Genomic DNA, 23,649 nt, shown 5'->3' with positions numbered 1-23,649 from the left:
GCTGTTATTCTTCGACTTCTTCATCCTGGCGGATCTGCGCCGCCCACCGCTGCGCGGATTCCGGCACCGTAAAGGTAGGCGAGCGGCGGAAGTGTTCGCCCATCAGTACAAAAGCCACGTATTTACCCCGTAGCTGCCAGACGTCGCGAAAACCATCCACTTTCAGGGCATGGTCAGGCGGCGCGGGCTCAACGCGGGGCACATAGCTAATAACCTGGCGGTTTTGTTGACGAAGAGGTTTCATAAGCGACTGGTTCACTAAAGCAAATTCTTGAAGCAGGAAAATTCTATGATAGCCGATCCTGCCCTCAAACGTCGCGCTCTGCATGCGTCGGATAGCTCCATTCGTTAAGCGTGTTATGTGAAAACTCTTAGTTAACGAGCCATCTCCCGACATTGTTCTATCCTTAATAGGGTTTTTAGCAATGAATCAAGGAGAATCGTGCAATGTCGAACAAAGATAAAACACATCAATCACCCATTCATGGCACTGAAGAATCGCAACCGGGAATGGACTCACTCGCTCCTGCTGACGGGTCTCATCAGCCATCACCGGGCCCATCCGCTCCTGGGGAACAACCTACCGCGCCGGGGAGCGTTAAATCACCCGATGCGGGGAACGAAAAGTTAAAATCTCTCGACCCTCACCGTAAAGGCGGAGAAGGCCATGCGCTGACCACCAATCAGGGGGTACGCATTGCCGATGACCAGAATTCACTGCGCGCCGGCACGCGCGGCCCCACCCTGCTGGAAGACTTTATCCTGCGGGAGAAAATCACCCATTTTGACCATGAGCGCATTCCGGAGCGTATCGTGCACGCCCGCGGTTCCGCCGCGCACGGCTACTTCCAGCCCTACAAAAGCCTGAAAGCGATCACCAAAGCCGATTTCCTTTCCGATCCGGATAAGGTCACGCCGGTATTCGTGCGCTTCTCTACCGTACAGGGCGGCGCGGGTTCCGCCGACACGGTGCGCGATATCCGTGGCTTCGCGACCAAGTTTTACACCGACGAGGGGATTTTCGATCTGGTGGGGAATAACACCCCGGTCTTCTTTATTCAGGATGCGCATAAATTCCCTGACTTTGTCCATGCGGTAAAACCGGAGCCTCACTGGGCCGTACCGCAGGGCCAAAGCGCGCACGACACCTTCTGGGACTACGTGTCGCTCCAGCCGGAAACGCTGCACAACGTGATGTGGGCGATGTCCGACCGCGGCATTCCGCGCAGCTACCGCACCATGGAGGGCTTTGGTATTCACACCTTCCGCCTGATTAACGCCGAGGGCAAAGCAACCTTCGTGCGCTTCCACTGGAAGCCGGTGGCGGGTAAAGCCTCGCTGGTATGGGATGAAGCCCAGAAGCTAACCGGGCGCGATCCGGACTTCCACCGCCGCGAGCTGTGGGAATCCATCGAAGCCGGGGATTTTCCTGAGTACGAGCTTGGGCTACAGCTGATCCCGGAGGAGGACGAGTTCAAGTTCGACTTCGATCTGCTCGATCCGACCAAACTCATTCCTGAGGAGCTGGTGCCGGTTCAGCTGGTCGGCAAAATGGTGCTCAACCGCAACCCGGATAACTTCTTTGCCGAGAACGAACAGGTCGCGTTCCATCCAGGCCACATCGTTCCCGGTCTGGACTTCACCAACGATCCGCTTTTGCAGGGCCGTCTGTTCTCCTACACCGATACGCAGATCAGCCGCCTCGGTGGACCAAACTTCCACGAAATCCCGATTAACCGCCCTACCTGCCCGTACCACAACTTCCAGCGCGACGGGATGCATCGTCAGGATATCGACACCAACCCGGCAAACTACGAGCCCAACTCAATCAATGACAACTGGCCTCGCGAGACGCCGCCTTCGCCGAAGCGCGGCGGATTTGAATCGTATCAGGAACGCGTTGAAGGCACCAAAATTCGCGAGCGCAGCCCGTCGTTTGATGAATATTACGCCCATCCTCGCCTCTTCTGGAACAGCCAGACCCCGATTGAACAACAGCACATCATCGGCGGCTTTAGCTTCGAGCTAAGCAAAGTGGTGCGGACCTATATCCGTGAGCGCGTTGTCGACCAGCTGGCGTATATCGATATCCAGCTTGCGCAGAGCGTTGCTGATAACCTCGGCATCACGCTGACCGACGAACAGCGCAATGCGGCCCCGCCGAAGGATGTTAACGGGCTGAAGAAGGACCCATCCCTGAGCCTGTACGCGGTTCCGGGCGGCTCAATTAAGGGCCGCGTGGTCGCGATCCTGCTGAACGATAAAACCCGCGCCAGCGACGTGCTGGGCATTATGCAGGCGCTGAAAACCCAGGGCGTGCACGCGAAGCTCCTTTATTCTCGCATGGGCGAAGTCACAGCTGACGATGGTTCGGTACTGCCTGTTGCCGCCACCTTTGCCGGAGCGCCATCGCTGACCGTGGATGCGGTGATTGTGCCGTGCGGGGATATCGACAGCCTGCTGAACAACGGTGACGCCGTCTATTATCTGCTGGAAGCCTATAAGCACCTGAAGCCTATTGCCCTGGCAGGCGACGCGCGACAGTTTAAGGCGCAGCTGAAGGTAGCCGATCAGGGTGAGGACGGTATTGTTGAAGGTGACAACGTTGACGATGCCTTTATGACGAAGCTGTTTGATTTACTCGCCGCGCACCGCGTGTGGTCGCGCAGCAGTAAGATCGATCGGATACCGGCGTAAAATAATGCCCGGTGGCGGCTTCGCCTTACCGGGCCTACAAAATCTGCGGAAACGTAGGCCGGGTAAGGCGAAGCCGCCACCCGGCACCTCTTACAGATCCCCAAACGTCCCCAACCGATACCCGCGCTCGGCAATCGCATACTTGAGCGACGCCGACGTCAGCACCTCCAGCTCGGCCAGACGCGGCCAGCAGTAGGCACTTTTCCGCACGATGTTATCGACAAACGCCGGGTGCGCCATCACTTCGAGTGACGTTTCACCACGCGCGGCGGAATCATCAAGCACCTTCAGGAACAGCGCTTCGTCGATTTCGTCGCCGTAAAACGCGCTGCTGAACCCTTCGGTTGACTTCACCGCGCAGTCCGGCAGTCCGCGCACCTCAGGATCCACTCGCATCGCCACCCCTTTACGCTTTGCAAATTCCGCGACAATCGGGAAAATCGCCGGGATCATATGCACATGGTGATGGCTGTCGATATGCGTAGGCTCACGACCAAAAACATCCACGAAGCGGTTGAACTGACAGTCCAGCTCGCGGGCAATCTCGTCGAGCGGCAGCGCGTCCTGCTCTGCCTGTTCCCAAATCCATTTTCCCAGCTGGCCGTCGCGCGTCAGGCCGGGCATTGAGGAAAGCGGTGCACCAAGCGTGAGCACAAAGTGCATCCCCACGCCCAGCGCAGGCACTTCCTGGCTCAATTGCGCGGCATGTTCAATGGCTTCACCGTTAATCAGTGCCGTTGTTGACGTCACCACGCCCCGACGGCAGGCTTCAATGATGCCGTAGTTCTGCCCCTTCGACAGGCCAAAATCATCGGCATTTACGATCAGCAGGTTTTCCATCGCGCGTCCTCTTAATGCTGTTTGAACTTCAGCGTCTCAACCGTTGCGGCAAAATTCGGCAGCCACTTTTCGTGCGCCAGAATCATCTCGCTCGCCAGCCGTTCTGCATCACGATCGGAATGCACCAGCGGGCTGAGGTTCAGGGCGAGAAGCACGTCATTCAGCTCGCCGCTCAGCGCCGCGTTGCTTGCCGCCACTTCAAAGCCTTTGATGGTGTGGATCAGGCCCATCACTTTGTCATCAAAGTGCGTAATGCGCGGGTGCGGTTTTGCGCCATCGCGGCCCAGAATGCAGGTCATCTCAACGGCCCAGTCCGCCGGAATATTGTCGATGTGCCCGTGATGCGGCACGTTGACGTAGTGCTCGGCCTGCTTGTCGTTGTAAATAGCGTTAATCACTTCGCACGCCGCGTCCGAATAGTACGCCCCGCCGCGCTGCTCCAGCTCTTTTGGTTTGACGTTCAGGTTTGGATCTTTATACAAATCAAAGAGCTGTTTTTCAACCTTCTGCACCACCTGCGCGCGCGCGCCGCCCTTATAGTACTCGCCCATTTCAATCGCCAGCATCTCTTTCTGCTTGAAGTAGTAGAGCAGATACGAGCATGGCAGCAGGTTCAGGGAGCGGATCAGCCCTTCACTGAACGGCAGGTCAAAGATATTTTTCACCGACGCAGCGGTCAGGCGGCCAGACGCAACGCCGTCGAGCAGCTCGTCAAAGCGCGATTTACCGTTCACAATCACATCTTTGATAAATACCATGTGGTTGAGGCCGAACAGGTCGATGGAGAGTTCGTCGTTATCCTTCAGCTCCAGCACGTCGCGGATAAACATCTTCATGCCGATCGGAATATTGCATACCCCGATGAAGCGTTTAAAACCGGTATGACGGTAAACCGCCTCGGTGACCATCCCCGCCGGGTTGGTGAAGTTAATCACCCACGCGTTCGGGCAAATCTCCTCCACGTCCTTGATGATGTCAAAAATGACCGGAATGGTACGCAGACCTTTAAACAGGCCGCCCGCGCCGTTGGTTTCCTGGCCCAGATAGCCGTGGCTCAGCGGAATACGCTCGTCGAGTTCACGCGCCTTCAGCTGGCCAACGCGCAGCTGCGTGGTGACGAAATCGGCATCCTTCAGCGCCAGGCGGCGATCCAGCGTTTTGTGCACGGTTAACGGCACGCCGGCTTTTGCAACCATACGCTGGCAAAGATCGAAGATAATATTCAGCTTCTCCTGGCCTTCCTCCACGTCCACCAGCCATAGTTCGCTGACCGGCAATTCATGATAACGTTTCAGAAAACCTTCCAGTAATTCCGGGGTATAGCTGCTGCCGCCGCCAATGGTTACGACTTTTAATTTCTGTTGCATAAATATCTCCCTTAGCGTATCAGGTTAACCGCCTGCAAAGTGTAGCGTTCTCTTCCCGCTATTTGGGCAAGCAATTACGTCAATATTTGTGGCGGGTCATCCGCCGAAAGTTAATTAATTACCGTTAAATTCTTCCGGTAACTGCTCGGTGTGAATGAGGTAAATTTCTTAAAGGTCTTAATAAACAGGCTGGGGCTGCTGTAACCCGACTCGTAAGCAATATCCGTTACAGAGTAGTTCGTAATTTCCAGCTGTTTTTTAGCAAAGTTAATGCGGATCTCATTAATAATTTGCACAGGCGTTTTACGGTAATAGCGTTGAGTCGCGCGGGTGAGATATTCCTGTGATTTACCGGAGAGTGCCACCATATTTTCCAGCGCATTATCGCTGAACTGGCATTTGTCATGCATCATTTCAACGGTACCGCGCAGCCATTGAGGAATATCGTCGCTCACCTGCTGCTCTTCGCGATGATGGCGAAGGCGGTTCATCACGTAGAACGTCACGGTTTCAATAAATTCATCGAATTCATTATCGCGAAAGTTAAGCGAGGCAATCACCGTTTCGATCCAGGTCATAAACTCGTTTTTGACGCGATACACCTGAGACGCCACAAAGCAGAACGGTACCAGCGGCAGGTAGTGCTTCTCAAAGAAGCGTTTACTGACGCCAACGTTAAGAATGCGCGTGGCGCCAAATTCGTAAAAGCTCTGGTGATAGGACCCCATCGGCAGGAAGACAAAATCACCGCGCTCCAGCAGGACGCGCTTGCCGTTAATCTCCTGGTAGTAGCGGCCGGTCAGAACAATCGTGAACTCGTAGTAGTCATGCTGGTGCAGACCGCTGGCGCTCTCCGTCTTGTTGTAAATAACCACGTGAAAATTTTTGCCATTAAACAGCTGCTGCTCAAGTGCGGTTTTAATTTCCATCGTGCTGACCTCCTGCTGCTGAATCTGAGTTACTGCATTTTCTCGTGAAGCTCGATAAGCTCTGCCACCAGCTCGCGTGCCAGCATCGAGGTCATCAGGTGATCCTGGGCATGCACCAGCACCAGGCTAACCTTCATCTTCCCTTCCCCCTGGTCACCTTCAATCAGCTTAGTCTGTACCAGGTGCGCTTCGTTCAGCGCGGTGCGGGACTGATCCATCATGGTTTTCGCAGCGGCGAAATCGCCCTGCTTGGCCTGCTTCAGCGCGGCATAGGCCAAGCTGCGGGCCTGTCCGGAGTTGATGATAAGCCCCATCACCACCTCTTCCAGGTCGTTCTCTTCCGTCTCTTCTGCGACGATACTGTCCAAATCTAACATCTTTACGCTCCTTTTGGCCGGCGCGGGCTGCCCCGCGCCGTGCAATTTAGAATTTCAGTGCGAGGGCGATATCCTCTTCGCTCTCTTCTTCATCGATAACCGTTGCCGCTTTGTTCGCAATCGCCACGAACGGCATGTAGAGCAGCGTTGCAATCCCGAGGTTGAATATCGCCAGCAGGAAGGCGGCTACGCTACCGTTGGTGTTAAAGAACGCCCCCAGACCGGCCGGCATTGTCCAGGGTGCAATGTTAGTCACCGGCGGAATAATGCCCAGGTAGTACGCGGTCAGGGTAATCGCCGCCAGCAGCGGCTGAACCAGGATGAATGGAATGAACATGACCGGGTTCATGATGATTGGCAGACCAAACAGAATCGGTTCGTTAATCTGGAAGATACCCGACGGCAGCGCCAGCTTCGCCACCTGACGGTGGTCAGCGCGACGAGAAACAATAAAGACCGCGATGATCAGACCCAGCGTCGCCCCGGTACCGCCCAGGAAGATATAGGAGTCAAGCATCGGCTTCGCCCACACATGGAAGGTTTTACCGGCTGCCAGCGCCGCATCAACGGAGCCATACTGCTGGTAGAGCGCAACGTTTTCCAGTGCCCACGGGGTCATGATACCGCTGTCCAGCGCCGCCAGTGCCAGTGAACCATGCACGCCGAAGAACCACAGCAGGGAGGTAAAGATGACATACGCCCACCCGACCACGCCACCCATCGACGCCAGCGGCGTAGAGATGGAGTCCATGATGATCTGGTGGAAGTTAGTACCCCAGTGAGAGAGCGCCCAGGCAATAATCCCCATGATGGAAAGAATTATGAAGCCTGGAATCAACGCGGAAAATGAACGAGAAACGGACGCCGGTACGCTATCCGGCAGGCGGATAACCCAGTTGCGACGAATAATAAAGGTAAACATTTCAGCAACCACTAACCCGATAACAATACCAGAAATAATGTTTGCTCCACCCAACCAGTTGGCGCCGACAGCATACGCTTCACCGACGCTATAAGGCGTCACGGTCATAAAAGCGGCCACGGATAATAATCCCGCAGCCAGCGGGTCCACTTTACGTTCTTCTGCCAGCGCCATCCCGATAAAGAAAGGCGCCATCAGCGACATAATACCCAACGTTCCGTTGTATACATTGCCGCCGATGGCTTTAAGACCGTTAAGAGTTTCAATAGTGGAAGCGTCTAACCGAATTCCTAATGAATAAAAGAAGGAACCTTCACCAAAGCTCAGAAAAACGTTGTTAATTAAAACGAACATTGCCCCGGCCAGCGTTAACGGCATTAATTTAATAAAGCCGTTTTTGATGGCATTAACGTGAGGCTGCTTTCCTATTTTAACAGCAAAAGGAAGGAGTACCTTTTCAAGTGAAGCGATGACTTTACTCATAGGAAAATACCCTTAAAAGCCGCAACTCAGGTTACGGCGTATTGTGTGTGAAATAACTCTTTGACGGGAAAAATAAAAAATTAATTAGCAGCTTTTTTAATTGCTGCGACAGCAGCTTTCAATACACCTAAACCATCGATCTTGCCGTACAGCGCCGAGTCGATCACTTCGACCGGTTTATTCGGTAACAGACGTTGAATTTCTGGCAACATGTAAGCGATCTGCGGCCCCAACAATACGACATCGGCCGTCTGGCCCTTTTCGCCCGCCAGCGTCTCAGGAAACGCTTCAATCACCACAGGGACTTCATACTTTTCGGCCTGCGCACGCATCTTGGAAACCAACAGTGAGGTTGACATGCCCGCAGAACAGAACAGATAAATATGTTTCTTTTCCATAGTAACTTCCCTCTTGTATGACCACCCGCCGTCGCGCTATCACTCGACTTGCTATCCCGGCTGACGGGCAGTTTGCTTAACATTGTTTGTCGTTGAAGTGAGTATACGCAATGGTACAAGGAGGGGATAATTCTGAACAGACACAAATTGTCTCTCATTGACCTGGCTTGTTGACTACCTTCACATTTCGGGCAAATAATTCGCGCAAAGAAATAAGATTCAGGCAGGCATAAAAAAACCGGCGCTCGGGCCGGTTTTTTCATCTGCTCAGGCAAGCACGGTTACTGTGCCTTAGGTGCCTGTGGATCGGTATCGTACTCGGCACAGGTCTGGTAGCCGGAGTTGATCACGTGTCCCGTGTCATCCAGTGCCACAAAGTAAGTCTCTGCCTTACCATCACGTTGACCCAGGATATAGGTCTGGCAGGTGCCTTTGGCATGAATCATGGTCACTTCGGAAGAAGGTTTACCGGCAATCGCAGCAACCTGCGAACGGGTCATGCCTTTCTTGACGTCTTTAACCACTGGCTGTGTGAACTGATCCTTGGTGCGATCGTAAGCCGTACACCCTGCCAGCATAGTCAGTACCGCCGCTGCGCTTAAAATTCCTGCTACGTTCTTGTTCATATTCCGTCCTCTTGTTTATCAGCGTGTTATCTAAGCATGGGATAAAAAATACTATTGTTCAACTTTGCGAGTTCCGCCAGACGAATTTCGGAAAATTCTAATAAAACAACGATAAGCTGCTTTATTGGCGTAAATAAGCGCACACGAAACTGTGATCCTTGTCGTTTTCCCCCCAACGGGTTAGTTTTAAGAGATGACACGTTTTGTTTGATTCTGCATATGGAGGGCGTAATGGCTCTGCAACACGAGATTATTCAGGCGCTGGGCGCGAAGCCCGCGATAGACGCAAATGAAGAGATCCGCCGAAGCGTTGATTTTCTAAAATCCTACCTAAAAACAAATCCTTTCCTTAAGACGCTGGTGCTGGGCATCAGCGGCGGTCAGGATTCCACGCTGGCCGGCAAGCTTAGCCAGATGGCTATTACCGAATTACGTGACGAGACCGGCGACGCCGCGCTGCAGTTTATCGCCGTGCGCCTACCTTACGGCGTGCAGGCGGATGAACAGGATTGCCAGGACGCCATCGCCTTTATCCAGCCTGACCGCGTGCTTACCGTCAATATTAAAGGTGCGGTTCTGGCGAGCGAACAGGCCCTGCGCGAAGCCGGTATTGAACTGAGCGATTTCGTCCGTGGCAATGAAAAAGCGCGCGAGCGCATGAAGGCGCAGTACAGCATTGCCGGGATGACCAAGGGCGTGGTGGTGGGTACCGATCATGCAGCTGAGGCCCTCACCGGATTTTTCACCAAATATGGCGACGGTGGCACCGACATTAACCCCCTGTTCCGCCTGAATAAGCGCCAGGGGAAACAGCTTCTGGCGGCGCTGGGTTGCCCGGAGCATCTCTATAAGAAAGCGCCGACCGCCGATCTTGAAGACGATCGCCCTTCCCTGCCGGATGAAGCCGCGCTGGGCGTCACCTACGAGAATATCGATGATTATCTGGAAGGCAAACAGCTGGATGAGGGTACCGCCAAAATTATCGAAGGCTGGTATCTGAAAACCGAGCACAAGCGCCACACGCCCATTACGGTGTTTGACGATTTTTGGAAATAAACGCATCTCCACAAATTTATGCGAGCAGTGGACAATCCCCTCTCCCCTATGGGGAGAGGGTTAGGGTGAGGGGCAGCCGCCACCCGGCTCTTTTTTAACCAACGCACACCTGCTACACTGTATGCCTGAACAGTACATGGAGCACTATGTGAGCAGGCGTCAATCCGCCCCGCGTCTGGAGTTTGAAGCGGCGGCCATTTATGAATATCCCGAACATCTTCGCCCCTGGCTTGAAGCTCTGCCTAAGCAGCCTGGCGTCTACTTCTTTCACGGCGAGAGCGACACCATGCCGCTCTATATTGGCAAAAGCGTCAATATCCGCAGCCGGGTGTTATCCCACCTGCGAACCCCTGACGAAGCGGCCATGCTGCGCCAGTCCCGGCGAATCACCTGGATTCAGACCGCGGGCGAGCTGGGCGCGCTGCTGCTGGAAGCCCGGCTGATCAAAGAACAGCAGCCGCTGTTCAATAAGCGCTTACGCCGTAACCGCCAGCTCTGCTCGCTGCAGATTAACGCCGGTAAGCCTCAGGTGGTCTACGCGCGCGAAGTCGATTTTTCTCGTGAACCCAATCTGTACGGCCTGTTTGCCAACAAGCGCGCCGCGCTGCAGACGTTACAAACGCTGGCTGACGAATTACAGCTTTGCTATACCCTGCTGGGGCTTGAGGCCACAACGCGCGGACGCGCCTGTTTCCGCTCGGCGCTGAAGCGCTGCGCCGGAGCATGCTGCGGGAAAGAGAGTATCGACGCGCACCATGCGCGACTTCTGGCCGGGCTTGCCTCCATCAGCGTTAACTGCTGGCCGTGGGAAAGCGCCGTGGCGCTGAAAGAGAGCAGAGAGGGTATGACGCACTATCATATTATTCATAACTGGCTCTGGCTGGGGGCAGTTGATCGCATAGACGATGCCGCCAGCCTGCTTCGCGCACCCGCCGGATTCGATCAGGACGGCTATAAAATACTCTGTAAGCCTCTGTTGACCGGCGAGTACGAAATCATTCCACTCAGTGACCCGGCAGCCACTTAATTTCGCCAAATAGCAGGGTACCCACGCTTTCCAGCAAGCGAAGGGTGTGGGTTCCCTCTTCCCAGCAGGCTCCCTGATCGGCCGTCAGCAGTTTTTCACCGAGCTGCCACGCGCCGCTCAGGACGTAAACCACGCCGCCGCGCGAGCCAAAGGTGGTAAAGGTTCGATCCGCCACCCGAACCTTTGCCTGACAGTGCTCGCGTCGGGTCATCACGTTGAAATCCATCGACATTTTTCCATCGGTAAGCAGCGCTTTTACCGGCACTTCGCCAGTAAAACTGTAAGGCTGATGGTGCTTCAGGGTATGGCAAAACGTTTTACCCGCATCCAGCGTCACCTCGCCCCCTTCCAGCAGCGTAATCACCCGGTCTACGCCCGGGAAAGACGAGAATTCACCGTTGCTGGCGATGGAAGCAATACTGGCGCGCCAGGAAAAATCGCGCGTCGCCGGAGGAAAACAACAAATTTCGCGCGTCTCGCCAGCGCCGTTGCGCCAGAGGCTGACCGGCATTTTACGGATATCAAAGAACTCCATCATCACTCCTGAAGGGCGCAACAGGCGCCAGAGCAACGGGATCGCACCGCTGCAGTCTCGATTGTTATGGTTAGGTAATCTCAGACGTATTATCGGCAGCAGAACGGGCAGGCCTTAGCAGGGCGTTGAAAAAAATATAACCGCCTGACTCTGCTAAACATTCTCTGAAGCGACCACAGGAGAATACCGCGCTGGCGGCGGCATACAAGGGGGGATGAAAGAAAAACCGCCGGTCCTGTCCACAGCGTTTTCGCTTATGTGAACAGGATCCCGGCGGTCTTAAGAGCGTGAACCGATTATTCGGCTGGTGCTGGCATTTTACCTTCCGGCGCCGGACGTTCTGTCAGACGCTTCTCAAAATTGGCATTAAACTGTTTTTTCTGTTCAGGGGTCAGAATGTTGTAGATCTTATTCTGGGTTTCCATGCGGGCCAGCATACCGGCTTTGTGCTGCTCGGCCATTTTGTCGATCTGCGCTTCAGCCTTCGCTTTATCGAAGCTGTCGCTGGCGATGATGTCATGCATCGCGCGGCGTTCTTCCAGCGGTGGACGCTTCATCTGGTCGCGTTGGCTTTTCATGATGTCGCGAACCTGCTGCTTCTGCGCGTCGGTGAGGTTCAGGTCTTTGAACATCATGTCGTGATGCATACCCGGCTTGCCTTTATGATGCATCATCATTTTGCCTTCAGCAGGTGCGGCAGTCGTGGTTGCGGTATCTGCGGCGAACGCCATGCCGGTAGCGCCCAGAGCCAGGGTAGAAGCAACAAACAGTGCAGTTAATTTACGCATAATGTATTTCCTTACTTTCAGTTATTCTTCGGCGCTATGCCGTGTTGACGATATTAACTTTACGGGGTTTATCGTCAATTAGTCAGAGCAACGGTAAAACAATGAAAGTGTAAAAAACACATTTTCGCCAAATGTGAAGAAATTAAGGAAAAAACGTGGAGAGTTGAAACAAGAATATACAACAAGATGATTTTAAAGAGATTATGAAGAAGTATAACCAGGTGGCGTTTAATAATAAAGCAGTTAACCAGGAATATTCTGCAAAAGAAGCGTAACCGCGCTAATCGCTAAGAAAATAATTTACCGGCATCCCCTCTCAGGTGTCGAAAGGGGATGCTGTCATCACATTTTTTCCAGCATCAGCCCCGCCCGCAGGCCAAATGCCACCGTCGGGTTAGGGAAAAGAACATATTCCGTGGTTTTCTGCACCTCGTAACGCTCCTCCCCATCTTCCGCCAGCAATACCCCCTGACGAAACGGCGTGAAGTTTAGCGTGTGCGCTGCCATGTGTAGGCGAAACGCATCGCTGCGTCGCGTGATCTGCTGCACAACCCGATAACGCTCGACGGCCCCATGGGCGTAGTCTGGGGTCGTGCCCGCCAGCAGGGCTCGAAGCGCAGCGTGCGTCGGCGCAAAGCGCGCGAGATCGTTCTGTCCGAACGGCAGCGCTTTTCCCAGCTCCAGCGTGCAGGCTAATGCCCCAAAATATTCACAGGTAAAATGGGTAAACGTGCCGCCGGGCGCCTGATGAAATACCAGCGCCTCCAGCCCCGCATCGCCGAGCCAGGTCAGAAAATCTTCGTCCCACGGCTGATTACGCTGCGGCAGCACGCCGAAGCGCACGTGGTAAGAGGCGCGGATCGCCGTATGCAGATCCAGATGCCAGCGGCTTTTACCCGCGGCATCAAAAAACGTTTCCACCGCGCTTTCCAGCCACCGCGCCCGCGCCGTTTCCTCACATTCCGGGAACTGCGCCCAGCGACCGCCGAACATTCGGTTAATGTCGCTCGTCAGGTAGCGTTTGTTCTGCGCCAGCGCGGGCGGATTCCCCAGCACCACCAGCACCCTGCAACGCAGTGCAATATCCCCGTGATACAGCGCCCGCAGCAGCAGGTCGACAATTTCCACGGGGGCCGTTTCGTTGCCGTGAATGCCGGTAGAGAGCAGGAGCGACATCCCGGTTGCCGTAAACGGCGTCAGCTCCAGTACGCCGCGCCCCAGCCACCGCCAGTGGAACGAGGGGCCGTCGCCCTCGCGCTGTTCAGGGGCGTTATCCGCCAGCGTCAGCGCCAGTAAATTTTCCATTTTCTCTCCTTAGCGCTGGAACGGATAAACCGATCCCAGCTGCAGGATCGTGCTTAACGCATCCAGCGCCTCACGGCCTTCACGCAGCAGCAGCGGGTCAACCAGATCGGCCTGGGTTAACCGGTCGCGATAGTAGCGCTCTACCCAGTCGTTCAGGGCGTTAAACAGCGCGTCGTTCATCATCACCGCAGGGTTCACCGCCTGCATTTCGTCCTGCGTCAATACCACCCGCAAACGCAAGCACGCCGGGCCGCCGCCGTTCGCCATGCTTTCGCGCAGGTCGAAGACGCGCAGCTCATCAATCGGGTTATCGGCCTGCACCAGCTCGCTCAGATAGCGCCATACGCCCTCATGATTGCGCGACTCCTGAGGCAACACCAGCATCATGCTGCCGTCGTCGCGGCTCAGCAGCTGGCTGTTAAACAGATACGTTTCTACCGCATCCTGCACGCTCACCGCCTGCGTGGGGACCTGAATCGGCATAAAGCCGGGTACGCGTTCGTGGAGCGTGGCGAGCAACCTCTCCTGATGGGCAAACGCCTGCTCATGGCAGAAAAGCACCTGACGATTAGACACCGCAATGACGTCGTTATGAAACACGCCCTGGTCGATCACCTGCGGATTCTGCTGGGCAAATATCAGCTGCGACGGGTTGACCTGGTTCAGACGCGCCACGGCCTGGCTGGCGGCCAGCGTCTGACGCGCAGGGTAGCGCGCGGGCGCAGATTGGCCGCCCTCTTCGCGCCCGTAGATGAACAGCTGCACGGCGGGATCGCCGTAGTCGCCGCCCAGGCGGTTATGGTTAGCCGCGCCTTCATCGCCAAACATCGCCACCTGCGGCAGCGCCTGATGCACGTCGAAGTGCGCGTCATTTTTAAAAATGGCGCGCAGGACGCGCTCCGTGGTTTCGGCTTCGGTGGCGCGGTGGAATTTGTTGTTCAGGTTCGCGACGGTCAGATGGACCTTGCCATCCAGCGTATCCGCTGACGGCGCGACGGTTGCCGCGTTTGCTACCCACATCGAGGAGGCGGAACTGGACGCCGAAAGCAGGTGCGGCGTCTGCGTACCCGCTTTTTCCACCACCTGCTCATCCGTACCGCTAAAACCGAGCTGGCGCAGCACGGCGACGTTCGGGCGCTCCTGCGGCGGGATCACCGCCTGCGGGAAGCCGGCATCCGACAGCGCCTTCATTTTCAGCAGCCCCTGCTTTGCCGCCAGCTTCGGGTTCGAGACCTGAAAGCGGTGCTTCGTCGAGGCTTCATTACCAAACGACAGACCGGCGTAGTGGTGCGTCAGCCCCACCAGCCCGTCAAAGTTAACCTCACGCGCTTTCATGGGCGTCTCCCCTGGTAAAATCCAGCCCCGGATTGAGCGTTTCCGGCAGCGTCAGCGCCGGGGTTTCCAGGCTCGCCATCGGCCACGCGCAGTAATCTGCCGCATACCACGCGCTGGCGCGGTGGTTCCCCGATGCGCCCACGCCGCCGAACGGCGCGGTGCTCGCCGCGCCGGTCAGCGGTTTATTCCAGTTCACAATCCCGGCGCGCGCTTCCAGCAGGAGTTGCTCAAACTTCTCGCGATGAGGCGAAATCAGCCCGCTCGACAGGCCGTAGCGGGTGTTATTCGCCATCGCAATAGCCGCATCAAAATCGTCGTAGCGCCAGACGCACAGCAGCGGGCCGAAGACCTCTTCATCCGGCACGTTGCCTGCCGCGCTCATTTCAATAATGCCCGGCGTCAACAGCGACGTACCCGCCTGCACCTGCTTTGGCTCCAGCAGGGTTTTCGCCCCGCGCGCAACGTGCTCCTGCCAGGCCTTCAGCACGTTCAGCGCCGCCTGCTCGGAGATCAGTCCGCCGATAAACGGCTGCGGATCGGCATCCCATTTTGCCGGTACCAGCCGCGCGCTCACCTCTAACAGACGCTTCAGGAACGCATCCCCCTGTGCGCCGCGCTTCACCAGCAGGCGGCGGGCGCAGGTGCAGCGCTGTCCGGCGGTAATAAAGGCCGACTGAATGGTCAGATGCACGGCGGCGTCGATATCATCAGGATCTTCCACAATCAGCGGATTGTTGCCGCCCATTTCGAGCGCCAGGATTTTTTCCGGCTGCCCCGCCAGCTGGCGATGCAGCTGGTAGCCCGTACCGGCGCTGCCGGTAAACAGCAGGCCGTCGATATCGTTCAGCGCGCTCAGCGCCTGCCCGGTTTCACGACCGCCTTGCACCAGGTTCAGCACGCCCGGCGGCAGGCCCGCCTGCTCCCAGAGTTTTACCACCGCTTCACCCGTGAGAGGCGTTAGCTCGCTCGGTTTGAAAATAACGGTATTCCCCGCCAGCAGCGCGGGCACAATGTGCCCATTCGGCAGGTGGCCGGGGAAGTTATACGGGCCAAACACCGCCAGCACGCCGTGCGGACGGTGGCGCAGCGTCGCCGCGCCGTCCGGCATCTCGGTCAGCTGTTCCCCGGTGCGGGTATGGTAGGCCTTCACCGAAATGGCGATTTTATTGATCATCGCCGTGACTTCGGTGGTGGCTTCCCAGCGCGGCTTGCTGGTTTCGGAGGCAATGATGCGCGTGAGCTCAGCTTTATTCGCCTCCAGCAGTCCGGCAAATTTTTCGACAATCGCCTGGCGAGCGGAGAACGGCTGTTTCGCCCAGGCAGGAAACGCGCGGCGAGCGGCATGGCAGGCCTGCTCGACCTGTCCGGCGCTGGCGTCACTTCCCTTCCAGAGCACCTCTTTACCCACCGGATTGGTTTTTACCCGCGGCTCGCCTTCGCCCGTAACCCAGTCACCGTTAATCCATAAAGTCATGCTGTTTTCTCCTCGGGGCAGAGTCGCACCAGGCGAACCGTGTCGCCGGCGTTACATTTCAGGGCATCCAGCTGCGCCGCGGTCAGGACCAGGCGCTCGCATTTTGGGTTGGTCCGCACCAGCATGGCGCGGAAATTGTCATAATGTTCGTTAGAGACCAGGCACGCTGGCCACTCGCCCGGCGCGGGCTGTCCTTCAGACACGCTCACCAGACGGCTCTTGCGGATGGCGCGCACGCGGTCAATGTCACACTCAAGCGTTGGGCCGCCGTCAAAAATGTCGACGTAGTTACGGTAGCGGAAACCTTCTTTCTCCAGCACCGCGCGGGCGGGCGCAGTTTGTGGATGGACTTCGCCAATTACCGCCTGCGCTTCCGGGGTGAGGAAATGGGTATAGATAGGATGTTTCGGCATCAGCTCGGCGATAAAGGCTTTTTGTCCGGTACCGCAGAGATAGTCCGCCCGGCTGAACTCCATGGAGAAGAAGCGCTCGCCCAGGCTTTCCCAGAACGGGGAGTAACCCGTCTCATCGATCACGCCGCGCATCTCGGCAACGACTTTTTCATTAAAGCGGTCGCGGAAGGCGGCCATAAACATAAAGCGCGATTTGGAGAGCAGATAGCCGTTGCCCTCCTTGCGCCACGCCGGGTCGAGGAACAGCGTGCACAGCTCGCTGGCGCCGGTATGGTCGTTACAGAGAAAAAGGGTTGGCAGCGCGTTATAGACGTTTAGCTCTTTCGAGGCGTGAACCATGGTGCCGACGCGGTAGTTGTACCACGGGTCGTTCAGCCCTACGGCCACTTCAATGGCGCAGATCCCGGCCACGGTGCCGGTATCAGTCTCTTCCAGCACGAACACGTATCCCTGCTCGCTTTTTGGCAACGTCCCCTGCCAGGTCTGCAGGGCGCGCTCAATGCGCGCCGACAGCGTGGTTTCATCGGCAGGAAGCGAGGTCAGCCCGCCTCCCGTCTTTCCGGCAAGCTGCATGAGCCCGGCGAGATCGCCGCGCTCAACGGGACGGATAACCATCATGATGACACCCCGGACTTCACCTGTTCGCAGGCCAGCGCAAAACGGTCTAATCCGGTTCTGACCTCTTCTTCGCTCACGATCAGCGCAGGGGCAAAACGCACCACGTTGGCACCGGCAATCAGCACCATCACGCCCATTTTTGCGGCTTCCTGTGAAATAAGTTTAGCTTTTCCGGCAAACTCAGGCGCCAGCTCGCAGCCAATTAACAGCCCAAGACCGCGGATCTCTTTGAACAGCCCCGTCTTGCCGTTAATGGCGTTCAGGCGCTCAACAAACCAGTCGTGGCGCTGCTTCACGCCGTTCAGGACTTCCGGCGTATTGATGATGTCGAGCACCTGCCCGGCCACGGCGGAGGCCAGCGGGTTGCCGCCGTAGGTGGTGCCGTGGGTGCCCACGGTCATCACGCTGGCGAATTTATCCGTGGTCAGCATCGCCCCAATCGGGAAGCCGCCGCCCAGCGCTTTAGCGGTCGACAGCACGTCCGGCGTCACGCCGTAGTGCATGTAGGCGTACAGCTCGCCGGTGCGGCCCACGCCGGTCTGCACTTCATCGAAAATCAGCACCGCATCATGGCGATCGCACAGATCGCGCAGCCCCTGCAGGAAGGCTTTTTGTGCCGGAAGCACGCCGCCCTCGCCCTGCATCGGCTCAACGATCACCGCGCAGGTGGTGTCATTAATCAGCTCGCTGGCGGACTGCAAATCGTTATAGATGGCATGGCGGATATCCGGCGGCAGCGGGGCGAAATCCTGCGAGTAGGAAGGCTGACCGCCCGCGCTCACGGTAAACAGCGTGCGCCCGTGGAAGGCGTTTTTGAACGCCACGATGCCGCTCTTGTGCGTGCCAAATTTATCGTGCGCATATTTGCGCGCCAGCTTCAGCGCCGCTTCGTTGGCTTCCGCCCCCGAGTTACAGAAAAAGACCTTTTCGGCAAACGTCGCGTCGATCAGTTTTTTGGCCAGACGCAGCGCCGGTTCGTTGGTATAGCCGTTGCCGGTATGCCAGAACTTCGCCGCCTGGTCATTCAGCGCCTGACGCAGCGCCGGGTTAGCGTGCCCCAGCGCGTTAACCGCAATCCCGCCCGCAAAGTCGATATACTCTTTGCCCTGCTGATCCCACAGGCGCGAGCCTTCACCACGAACCGGAATAAAAGCCGCAGGTGCGTAAACCGGCATCATCCATTCATCGAAATTTTCACGCGTAATTGACAGAGACATAGCGACCTCATCCGGTAAATAAAAGGTTGTTTAAATGTTAAATAATTGAGTGTTTGCACTGTGAATGTAGATTGCACGCTTCGTGCCAGCCAGCGATAAAAATGCATAAAAGGGGATGGGCGACAGAATATCAACAGGTTACGATATGGAGTTATTCACTTTTATTGCATAAAAAGTGAATATTTTTACGGTAAGCGGCGCTTTGCCGCATGAAAATCAGAAAGACTATGCACAGGCCAAATATAATTCTGGAATTGTGATCGCTCGCGAAATTTATCGGTCGTTTACGCCCCATCCGGGGGCGATGCGCGTCAGAATGGTGCAAATATTGCACCAACGGCATTATCTGTCGCAGTAATTGGATGAAGCGGATAACAGACGGGATAATTTCTGCTACCATCCTTGCACTATTCACCTTGCATTGGCAGCGACTATGAAATTTGTCTCTTTTAATATCAACGGCCTGCGTGCCCGCCCTCACCAGCTTGAAGCGATTGTTGAGCAACATCAGCCCGATGTGATTGGCCTGCAGGAGACAAAGGTTCACGACGACATGTTCCCTCTCGAAGAGGTGGCAAAGCTCGGTTACAACGTCTTTTACCACGGTCAGAAAGGTCACTATGGCGTTGCGCTGCTGACCAAAGAGACGCCGGTGTCGGTTCGTCGCGGTTTTCCGGGCGATGATGAAGAGGCCCAGCGCCGCATCATCATGGCCGAGATCCCTTCTCCGCTGGGCAATATCACCGTGATCAACGGGTATTTTCCACAGGGTGAAAGCCGCGACCATCCAACCAAATTCCCGGCTAAAGCGAAGTTTTATCAGGATCTGCAGAACTACCTGACAACGGAATTGAAGAAAGAGAACCCGGTGCTGATCATGGGCGACGTGAACATCAGCCCGACCGATCTGGATATCGGCATTGGTGAAGACAGCCGCAAACGCTGGCTGCGCACCGGGAAATGTTCCTTCCTGCCGGAAGAGCGCGAGTGGATGCAGCGCCTGCTGGACTGGGGCCTGGTGGATACCTTCCGTAGCGCGAACCCTGAAACGCAGGATCGCTTCTCGTGGTTTGACTACCGTTCAAAAGGCTTTGACGACAACCGCGGCCTGCGCATCGACCTGCTGCTGGCAAGCGCGCCGCTGGCAGAACGCTGCGTCGAAACCGGGATCGACTACGCTATTCGCAGTATGGAAAAGCCGTCCGACCACGCGCCGGTGTGGGCTAAATTCAAGCTGTAATTCCGCGTGAACATAAAAAAAATACTCTTCCTGTGCGCCCTTCTGGGCGCATTTTTACTGGCATTCACGCTATTGCCACCGGGCACGCTCTCGCTGGAGGCGGTAAAAACGCATCATCTGGCGTTAATGACGCATGTCGAACAACATCCACTGCAAAGCCTGATTCTCTATTTTGCGCTCTACGTCGTGGTTTCTGCGCTCTCAATCCCCGGGGCCGCGATCCTCACCCTGCTCGGCGGCGCGCTCTTCAGCCTGTGGCAGGGCATAATCGTTGTCTCTTTCGCCTCTACGCTTGGCGCGACGCTGGCGATGCTCGCCAGCCGTTATCTGCTGCGCGACTGGGTACAGCAGCGCTTTTTATCGCAGATGAATACCGTTAACGTCGGCATGGCGCGCGACGGTGCAGGCTATCTTTTTGCCCTTCGCCTGATGCCCGCGTTTCCGTTTTTCCTGGTGAATCTCCTGATGGGGCTGACGCGCATTCGGGTCCGCCGCTACTGGTGGGTGAGCCAGATCGCCATGTTACCCGCAACGGTTATCTTTCTGAACGCCGGGCGGGAGCTGGGAAACCTGACGTCGCTGCGTGATATTTTGTCGCCGGGAATGCTATTCGCCTTTACACTGTTGGGGTTATTACCTCTGGTCATTCGCTGGCTGCTTTCCCGTTTTATCCCTTCTTCCTATAAGTGAGGCATTATGCGCCGTGTGCGTTTTTGCATGTTTCTGACAGCTTTGCTGGTGGCAACTCCGGCATTTTCAGCAGACAGCTGGCAATCCATTCAGCAAGAGGCCAAAGGCCAGACCGTGTGGTTTAACGCCTGGGGCGGCGATCGGGCCGTCAATAGCTACCTCGACTGGGTTAGCGGCGAGGTGAAAACGCACTACGCCATCAATCTCAGGATCGTTCACCTGGCGGATGCCGCAGATGCCGTTAAGCGCATCCAGACAGAACATGCTGCCGGGAAAACCCAGAACGGTTCGGTCGATCTTTTATGGGTGAATGGCGAAAATTTCCGTACCCTGAAGGCGTCGAACCTGCTGCAAACCGGCTGGGCGCAGGCGCTGCCCAACTGGCGATACGTCGATACGCGTAAGCCGGTCACGGAAGATTTCGCTATCCCGACCGAGGGTGCAGAATCCCCGTGGGGCGGCGCTCAGCTGACCTTCATCGCCCGCGAAACCAGCATGCCGACGCCGCCTGCCGATCCGCAGGCGCTGTTGGCTTACGCCCGGCAGCATCCCGGCAAGGTGAGCTACCCGCGTCCGCCTGATTTTACCGGGACAGCATTCCTGGAGCAGCTGCTTATCACGCTCACTATTCAGCCGGCTGCGCTAAAAAAAGCGCCCGATGAAAGCTTCGGGCAGGTGACCGGGCCGCTGTGGGCCTATCTGGACGCGCTGCATCCCCTGCTGTGGCGAGAAGGCAAAGACTTTCCACCGTCACCCGCCCGGATGGATGCCCTGCTTACCGGCGGAAGCCTGAACCTGTCCCTGACGTTTAACCCCTCCCACACGCGGCAGAAGGTCGCCAGCGGTGAGCTGCCCGCCGATAGCTACAGCTTTGGCTTTCAGGACGGGATGATAGGCAACGTGCATTTCGTCGCCATTCCGGCCAATGCCAGCGCCAGCGCGGGGGCGAAGGTGGTCGCCAATTTCCTGCTTTCGCCGCAGGCGCAGATCCGCAAGGCCGACCCTGCCGTCTGGGGCGATCCGAGCGTCATCGACGCCCGCCCCCTGCCCGCAGATGAGGCGAAAGCGCTACTCGCCCATACGCCCGCCGGGCTACCGGCCATTCTTCCTGAACCCCACGCCGCATGGGTTAACGCACTGGAGCAGGAATGGCTTCGCCGCTACGGCACCCGCTGAGCTGGCTCATAGCCATAGCGATAGCGGCCATCTATCTGCCGCTTTTCCCTGCGGGCGTCATGCTGGTGGCGCCGGCGTTTTCGCTGGCGAACTGGCAGTCCCTGTTTGACGATCCGCAGCTGCCGCAGGCGCTCGCCGCTACGCTGGTCTCCACGCTGATTGCAACGCTGGGCGCGCTGGTGATTGCCCTGGGCTGCGTCGCCGCGCTCTGGCCAGGCGAACGGTGGCGTCGCCTGCATACCCATCTCCCCTGGCTGCTGGCCGTTCCCCACGTCGCGTTTGCCACCAGCGCGCTGCTGATGTTTGCCGAGGGCGGCGTGCTTTATCAGATCTGCTCTTTCTGCTCGCCCCAGCTCGATCGCTACGGCATCGGGCTCGGGTTGACGCTTGCCGTCAAGGAGAGCGCCTTCGTGCTGTGGGCCATTTACGCCGCGCTGCCCGAAACGCGGCTGGGGCAACAGAACGTGGTATTACAAACCCTGGGCTACGGTCGCCTGCAGCGGCTGTGCTGGCTGATGCTGCCTACCGTTGCCCCTGCACTGGGCGCGGTGATGCTGGCGGTACTCGCCTGGTCACTGTCGGTTGTGGATGTATCCCTCATTCTTGGGCCGGGAAATCCCCCGACGCTGGCGGTGCTGGCGTGGCAATGGCTCAGCCAGGGCGATGCGCAGCAGCAGGCAAAGGGGATGTTGCTGTGCCTTCTCTTGCTTCTGCTGCTGGCCCTGCTCGCCGCGCTGGGCTACGGCGCGTGGCGCCTCTGGCGGCGCACGTTACCCAATCTTTCCGGCATCCGTCGTTGCTCAACCGTCGCGATCCCGGAAAAGTCGCTCTCCTGGCTGCTGCCCGGATGCGGGATAATGTGTGCAGTCATTCTGCTTTTCCTGGCGCGACGGGCGTCTTTCGCGTACGACCTTGTGACCACCAGCCTCGCGCTGGGCCTGCTTTCCAGCCTGCTGGCGCTTGGGCTGATCTTCGTCTGGCTGGAGTGGGGGCCACCGCGCGGCGCGCTGTGGGTCTGGCTGCCGCTCGCCCTTCCCGCGCTGCCGCTGGTCTCCGGGCAATATACCGTCGCCTTAGCGCTTGGCATTGACGGGCAGTTTATCGCCGTCCTCTGGAGCCACCTGCTGTGGGTGTTTCCCTGGATGCTGCTGATCGTGCAGCCGGCCTGGCGCAGGCTCGATCCGCGCCTTATCCTTACCGCCAGAACGCTCGGGTGGCGACGCGCTAAGCGGTTCTGGCTGCTGAAATGCCCCCTGCTTGTGCGCCCGGCCCTGCTGGCCTTTGCCACCGGTTTTTCGGTGAGCATGGCGCAGTACATGCCCACGCTCTGGCTCGGCGCAGGACGTTTCGCCACCCTCACGACGGAGGCCGTTGCATTGAGCAGCGGCGGCAGCGTTCCCGTACTCGCTAACCGGGCGCTGGGGCTGCTGCTGATCGCCGGGTTCATATATGCCGTCGCCGCGCTGCTCTCCCGGCTCGCGGGCCGTTATCGACGAGGATTACGTTAATGCTGGAAGTGAAAAACCTGACCATTACGCCACTCTTTCACGGGGTGAACTTTAGCGTTCAGGAAGGGCAGATCGTTACCCTGACGGGCCCCTCCGGCAGCGGAAAATCAACGCTTTTCACCTGGATGGTGGGGGCACTTTCCGCAGACTTTCAGGCACAGGGCGAACTGTGGCTGGACAACCGGCGCTGCGATACGCTCCCGGTAGAAAAGCGCGGGATCGGCATCCTCTTTCAGGACGCCCTGCTGTTCGATCACTTCAGCGTCGGGCAAAACCTGATGCTCGCGCTCCCTTCGCGCGTAAGCGGGCGCGCCCGCCGGGAAACCGTTGAGCAGGCGCTACGCTCTGCCGGGCTTGAAAACCACTATGGCGGCGATCCTGCTACGCTTTCGGGGGGAGAACGCGCCAGGGTAAGCCTGCTGCGCGCCCTGCTTGCCGAACCGCAGGCGCTACTGCTTGATGAACCGTTCAGCCGTCTCGATAAAACGCTTCGCGCCTCGTTTCGGACGTGGGTGTTTGACGTCATCCGTGCACGCAATATTCCAGCAGTGTTGGTCACGCATGACGAGGAGGATATTCCGCCCGGCGGCGAGGTGATTGCGGTTTCTCGCTGGCAATAATGTGCTAA

General features: G+C 57.2%; 23 protein-coding genes. 8 read left to right on the top strand and 15 right to left on the bottom strand.

Annotated features, from left to right (window positions below; all coding sequences use genetic code 11):
• Positions 1–4: 4 nt before the first annotated feature.
• Entirely contained in the window at positions 5–244 is a 240-nt protein-coding gene (cedA, locus tag VPX56_RS09425) for a cell division activator CedA (RefSeq protein WP_207389451.1), read from the bottom strand.
• 203 nt (positions 245–447) lie between these two features.
• Between cedA and katE the strand changes: the two genes are divergently transcribed.
• Positions 448–2,697: a catalase HPII gene (gene katE, locus VPX56_RS09420; RefSeq protein WP_326471324.1), complete on the top strand. Its 2,250-nt coding sequence runs from the start codon at positions 448–450 to the stop codon at positions 2,695–2,697.
• Between the two features lie 90 nt (positions 2,698–2,787).
• Here katE and chbG read toward each other — a convergent pair whose 3' ends face one another.
• The 7 genes from chbG to osmE all read right to left on the bottom strand — a co-directional run bounded on the left by chbG (position 2,788) and on the right by osmE (position 8,639).
• Complete coding sequence (gene chbG, locus VPX56_RS09415) at positions 2,788–3,537, bottom strand: chitin disaccharide deacetylase (RefSeq protein WP_326471322.1); 750 nt, start codon at positions 3,535–3,537, stop codon at positions 2,788–2,790.
• An 11-nt stretch (positions 3,538–3,548) separates the two neighbouring features.
• On the bottom strand, positions 3,549–4,904 hold the full coding sequence (locus VPX56_RS09410; RefSeq protein WP_131634380.1) for a 6-phospho-beta-glucosidase: 1,356 nt from the start codon (positions 4,902–4,904) through the stop codon (positions 3,549–3,551).
• 110 nt (positions 4,905–5,014) lie between these two features.
• A complete protein-coding gene (gene chbR, locus VPX56_RS09405; protein ID WP_326471319.1) occupies positions 5,015–5,833 on the bottom strand; it encodes a transcriptional regulator ChbR in 819 nt (272 codons plus the stop codon).
• Between the two features lie 29 nt (positions 5,834–5,862).
• A complete protein-coding gene (gene chbA, locus VPX56_RS09400) occupies positions 5,863–6,210 on the bottom strand; it encodes a PTS N,N'-diacetylchitobiose transporter subunit IIA (protein WP_131634378.1) in 348 nt (115 codons plus the stop codon).
• Between the two features lie 46 nt (positions 6,211–6,256).
• Entirely contained in the window at positions 6,257–7,615 is a 1,359-nt protein-coding gene (gene chbC / locus VPX56_RS09395) for a PTS N,N'-diacetylchitobiose transporter subunit IIC (RefSeq protein ID WP_010430146.1), read from the bottom strand.
• Positions 7,616–7,695: 80 nt separating this feature from the next.
• Positions 7,696–8,013: a PTS N,N'-diacetylchitobiose transporter subunit IIB gene (gene chbB / locus VPX56_RS09390; RefSeq protein ID WP_032677965.1), complete on the bottom strand. Its 318-nt coding sequence runs from the start codon at positions 8,011–8,013 to the stop codon at positions 7,696–7,698.
• Positions 8,014–8,294: 281 nt separating this feature from the next.
• On the bottom strand, positions 8,295–8,639 hold the full coding sequence (osmE, locus tag VPX56_RS09385; protein WP_010430142.1) for an osmotically-inducible lipoprotein OsmE: 345 nt from the start codon (positions 8,637–8,639) through the stop codon (positions 8,295–8,297).
• 231 nt (positions 8,640–8,870) lie between these two features.
• Here osmE and nadE point away from each other — a divergent pair, with 231 nt between their 5' ends.
• Both nadE and cho read left to right on the top strand, forming a co-directional pair.
• Positions 8,871–9,695, top strand: a complete 825-nt coding sequence (nadE, locus tag VPX56_RS09380; protein ID WP_131634377.1) for an ammonia-dependent NAD(+) synthetase — start codon at positions 8,871–8,873, stop codon at positions 9,693–9,695.
• A 148-nt stretch (positions 9,696–9,843) separates the two neighbouring features.
• The gene (gene cho / locus VPX56_RS09375) at positions 9,844–10,722 is read left to right on the top strand and encodes an excinuclease Cho (protein ID WP_263609297.1); all 879 of its coding nucleotides are present in this window, start codon (positions 9,844–9,846) and stop codon (positions 10,720–10,722) included.
• Here cho and ves read toward each other — a convergent pair.
• The 7 genes from ves to astC all read right to left on the bottom strand — a co-directional run bounded on the left by ves (position 10,700) and on the right by astC (position 18,407).
• On the bottom strand, positions 10,700–11,257 hold the full coding sequence (gene ves / locus VPX56_RS09370; RefSeq protein WP_131634516.1) for an environmental stress-induced protein Ves: 558 nt from the start codon (positions 11,255–11,257) through the stop codon (positions 10,700–10,702). The two genes, cho and ves, sit on opposite strands and share 23 nt — an antisense overlap.
• 296 nt (positions 11,258–11,553) lie before the next feature.
• Complete coding sequence (spy, locus tag VPX56_RS09365) at positions 11,554–12,045, bottom strand: ATP-independent periplasmic protein-refolding chaperone Spy (RefSeq protein WP_326471311.1); 492 nt, start codon at positions 12,043–12,045, stop codon at positions 11,554–11,556.
• A 342-nt stretch (positions 12,046–12,387) separates the two neighbouring features.
• On the bottom strand, positions 12,388–13,350 hold the full coding sequence (gene astE / locus VPX56_RS09360; protein WP_326471309.1) for a succinylglutamate desuccinylase: 963 nt from the start codon (positions 13,348–13,350) through the stop codon (positions 12,388–12,390).
• A 9-nt stretch (positions 13,351–13,359) separates the two neighbouring features.
• Positions 13,360–14,685: an N-succinylarginine dihydrolase gene (astB, locus tag VPX56_RS09355; protein WP_326471307.1), complete on the bottom strand. Its 1,326-nt coding sequence runs from the start codon at positions 14,683–14,685 to the stop codon at positions 13,360–13,362.
• A complete protein-coding gene (gene astD, locus VPX56_RS09350; protein ID WP_326471305.1) occupies positions 14,672–16,159 on the bottom strand; it encodes a succinylglutamate-semialdehyde dehydrogenase in 1,488 nt (495 codons plus the stop codon). Before astD ends, astB begins: the two co-directional genes overlap by 14 nt.
• Entirely contained in the window at positions 16,156–17,190 is a 1,035-nt protein-coding gene (astA, locus tag VPX56_RS09345) for an arginine N-succinyltransferase (protein ID WP_263609293.1), read from the bottom strand. The genes astD and astA overlap by 4 nt, the downstream gene beginning before the upstream one ends.
• Positions 17,187–18,407: a succinylornithine/acetylornithine transaminase gene (gene astC / locus VPX56_RS09340; RefSeq protein WP_326471302.1), complete on the bottom strand. Its 1,221-nt coding sequence runs from the start codon at positions 18,405–18,407 to the stop codon at positions 17,187–17,189. The genes astA and astC overlap by 4 nt, the downstream gene beginning before the upstream one ends.
• A gap of 433 nt (positions 18,408–18,840) precedes the next feature.
• On the opposite strand from astC, the gene xthA reads away from it, so the two are divergent.
• From xthA to VPX56_RS09315, 5 genes are read left to right on the top strand one after another with little or no spacing between them, the layout of a single operon-like run.
• Positions 18,841–19,647, top strand: coding sequence for an exodeoxyribonuclease III (gene xthA / locus VPX56_RS09335; protein WP_131634369.1), 807 nt, complete (start codon positions 18,841–18,843; stop codon positions 19,645–19,647).
• 6 nt (positions 19,648–19,653) lie between these two features.
• Positions 19,654–20,337, top strand: a complete 684-nt coding sequence (locus tag VPX56_RS09330; RefSeq protein ID WP_326471299.1) for a TVP38/TMEM64 family protein — start codon at positions 19,654–19,656, stop codon at positions 20,335–20,337.
• 27 nt (positions 20,338–20,364) lie between these two features.
• Positions 20,365–21,513 carry an ABC transporter substrate-binding protein gene (locus VPX56_RS09325; protein WP_407655131.1) on the top strand — a complete coding sequence of 383 codons (1,149 nt, stop codon included), beginning with the start codon at positions 20,365–20,367 and terminating at the stop codon, positions 21,511–21,513.
• Entirely contained in the window at positions 21,486–23,021 is a 1,536-nt protein-coding gene (locus VPX56_RS09320) for an ABC transporter permease family protein (RefSeq protein WP_326471297.1), read from the top strand. Before VPX56_RS09325 ends, VPX56_RS09320 begins: the two co-directional genes overlap by 28 nt.
• Positions 23,021–23,641: an ATP-binding cassette domain-containing protein gene (locus tag VPX56_RS09315; protein WP_326471295.1), complete on the top strand. Its 621-nt coding sequence runs from the start codon at positions 23,021–23,023 to the stop codon at positions 23,639–23,641. Before VPX56_RS09320 ends, VPX56_RS09315 begins: the two co-directional genes overlap by 1 nt.
• Positions 23,642–23,649: the final 8 nt, after the last annotated feature.

Source organism: Enterobacter wuhouensis, from assembly GCF_035835995.1.
In the GTDB taxonomy this organism is placed as follows: domain Bacteria; phylum Pseudomonadota; class Gammaproteobacteria; order Enterobacterales; family Enterobacteriaceae; genus Enterobacter; species Enterobacter wuhouensis.
Note: the sequence above shows the minus strand (reverse complement) of the source record. Positions and strands in the feature narration are given on the sequence as shown.

Bases quoted from the DNA above. Each gene is read 5' to 3' on its own strand.
- cedA (WP_207389451.1), bottom strand. From the start codon at position 244: ATGAAACCTCTTCGTCAACAAAACCGCCAGGTTATTAGCTATGTGCCC.
- katE (WP_326471324.1), top strand. From the start codon at position 448: ATGTCGAACAAAGATAAAACACATCAATCACCCATTCATGGCACTGAA.
- chbG (WP_326471322.1), bottom strand. From the start codon at position 3,537: ATGGAAAACCTGCTGATCGTAAATGCCGATGATTTTGGCCTGTCGAAG.
- VPX56_RS09410 (WP_131634380.1), bottom strand. From the start codon at position 4,904: ATGCAACAGAAATTAAAAGTCGTAACCATTGGCGGCGGCAGCAGCTAT.
- chbR (WP_326471319.1), bottom strand. From the start codon at position 5,833: ATGGAAATTAAAACCGCACTTGAGCAGCAGCTGTTTAATGGCAAAAAT.
- chbA (WP_131634378.1), bottom strand. From the start codon at position 6,210: ATGTTAGATTTGGACAGTATCGTCGCAGAAGAGACGGAAGAGAACGAC.
- chbC (WP_010430146.1), bottom strand. From the start codon at position 7,615: ATGAGTAAAGTCATCGCTTCACTTGAAAAGGTACTCCTTCCTTTTGCT.
- chbB (WP_032677965.1), bottom strand. From the start codon at position 8,013: ATGGAAAAGAAACATATTTATCTGTTCTGTTCTGCGGGCATGTCAACC.
- osmE (WP_010430142.1), bottom strand. From the start codon at position 8,639: ATGAACAAGAACGTAGCAGGAATTTTAAGCGCAGCGGCGGTACTGACT.
- nadE (WP_131634377.1), top strand. From the start codon at position 8,871: ATGGCTCTGCAACACGAGATTATTCAGGCGCTGGGCGCGAAGCCCGCG.
- ves (WP_131634516.1), bottom strand. From the start codon at position 11,257: ATGGAGTTCTTTGATATCCGTAAAATGCCGGTCAGCCTCTGGCGCAAC.
- spy (WP_326471311.1), bottom strand. From the start codon at position 12,045: ATGCGTAAATTAACTGCACTGTTTGTTGCTTCTACCCTGGCTCTGGGC.
- astE (WP_326471309.1), bottom strand. From the start codon at position 13,350: ATGGAAAATTTACTGGCGCTGACGCTGGCGGATAACGCCCCTGAACAG.
- astB (WP_326471307.1), bottom strand. From the start codon at position 14,685: ATGAAAGCGCGTGAGGTTAACTTTGACGGGCTGGTGGGGCTGACGCAC.
- astD (WP_326471305.1), bottom strand. From the start codon at position 16,159: ATGACTTTATGGATTAACGGTGACTGGGTTACGGGCGAAGGCGAGCCG.
- astA (WP_263609293.1), bottom strand. From the start codon at position 17,190: ATGATGGTTATCCGTCCCGTTGAGCGCGGCGATCTCGCCGGGCTCATG.
- astC (WP_326471302.1), bottom strand. From the start codon at position 18,407: ATGTCTCTGTCAATTACGCGTGAAAATTTCGATGAATGGATGATGCCG.
- xthA (WP_131634369.1), top strand. From the start codon at position 18,841: ATGAAATTTGTCTCTTTTAATATCAACGGCCTGCGTGCCCGCCCTCAC.
- VPX56_RS09325 (WP_407655131.1), top strand. From the start codon at position 20,365: ATGTTTCTGACAGCTTTGCTGGTGGCAACTCCGGCATTTTCAGCAGAC.
- VPX56_RS09320 (WP_326471297.1), top strand. From the start codon at position 21,486: ATGGCTTCGCCGCTACGGCACCCGCTGAGCTGGCTCATAGCCATAGCG.
- VPX56_RS09315 (WP_326471295.1), top strand. From the start codon at position 23,021: ATGCTGGAAGTGAAAAACCTGACCATTACGCCACTCTTTCACGGGGTG.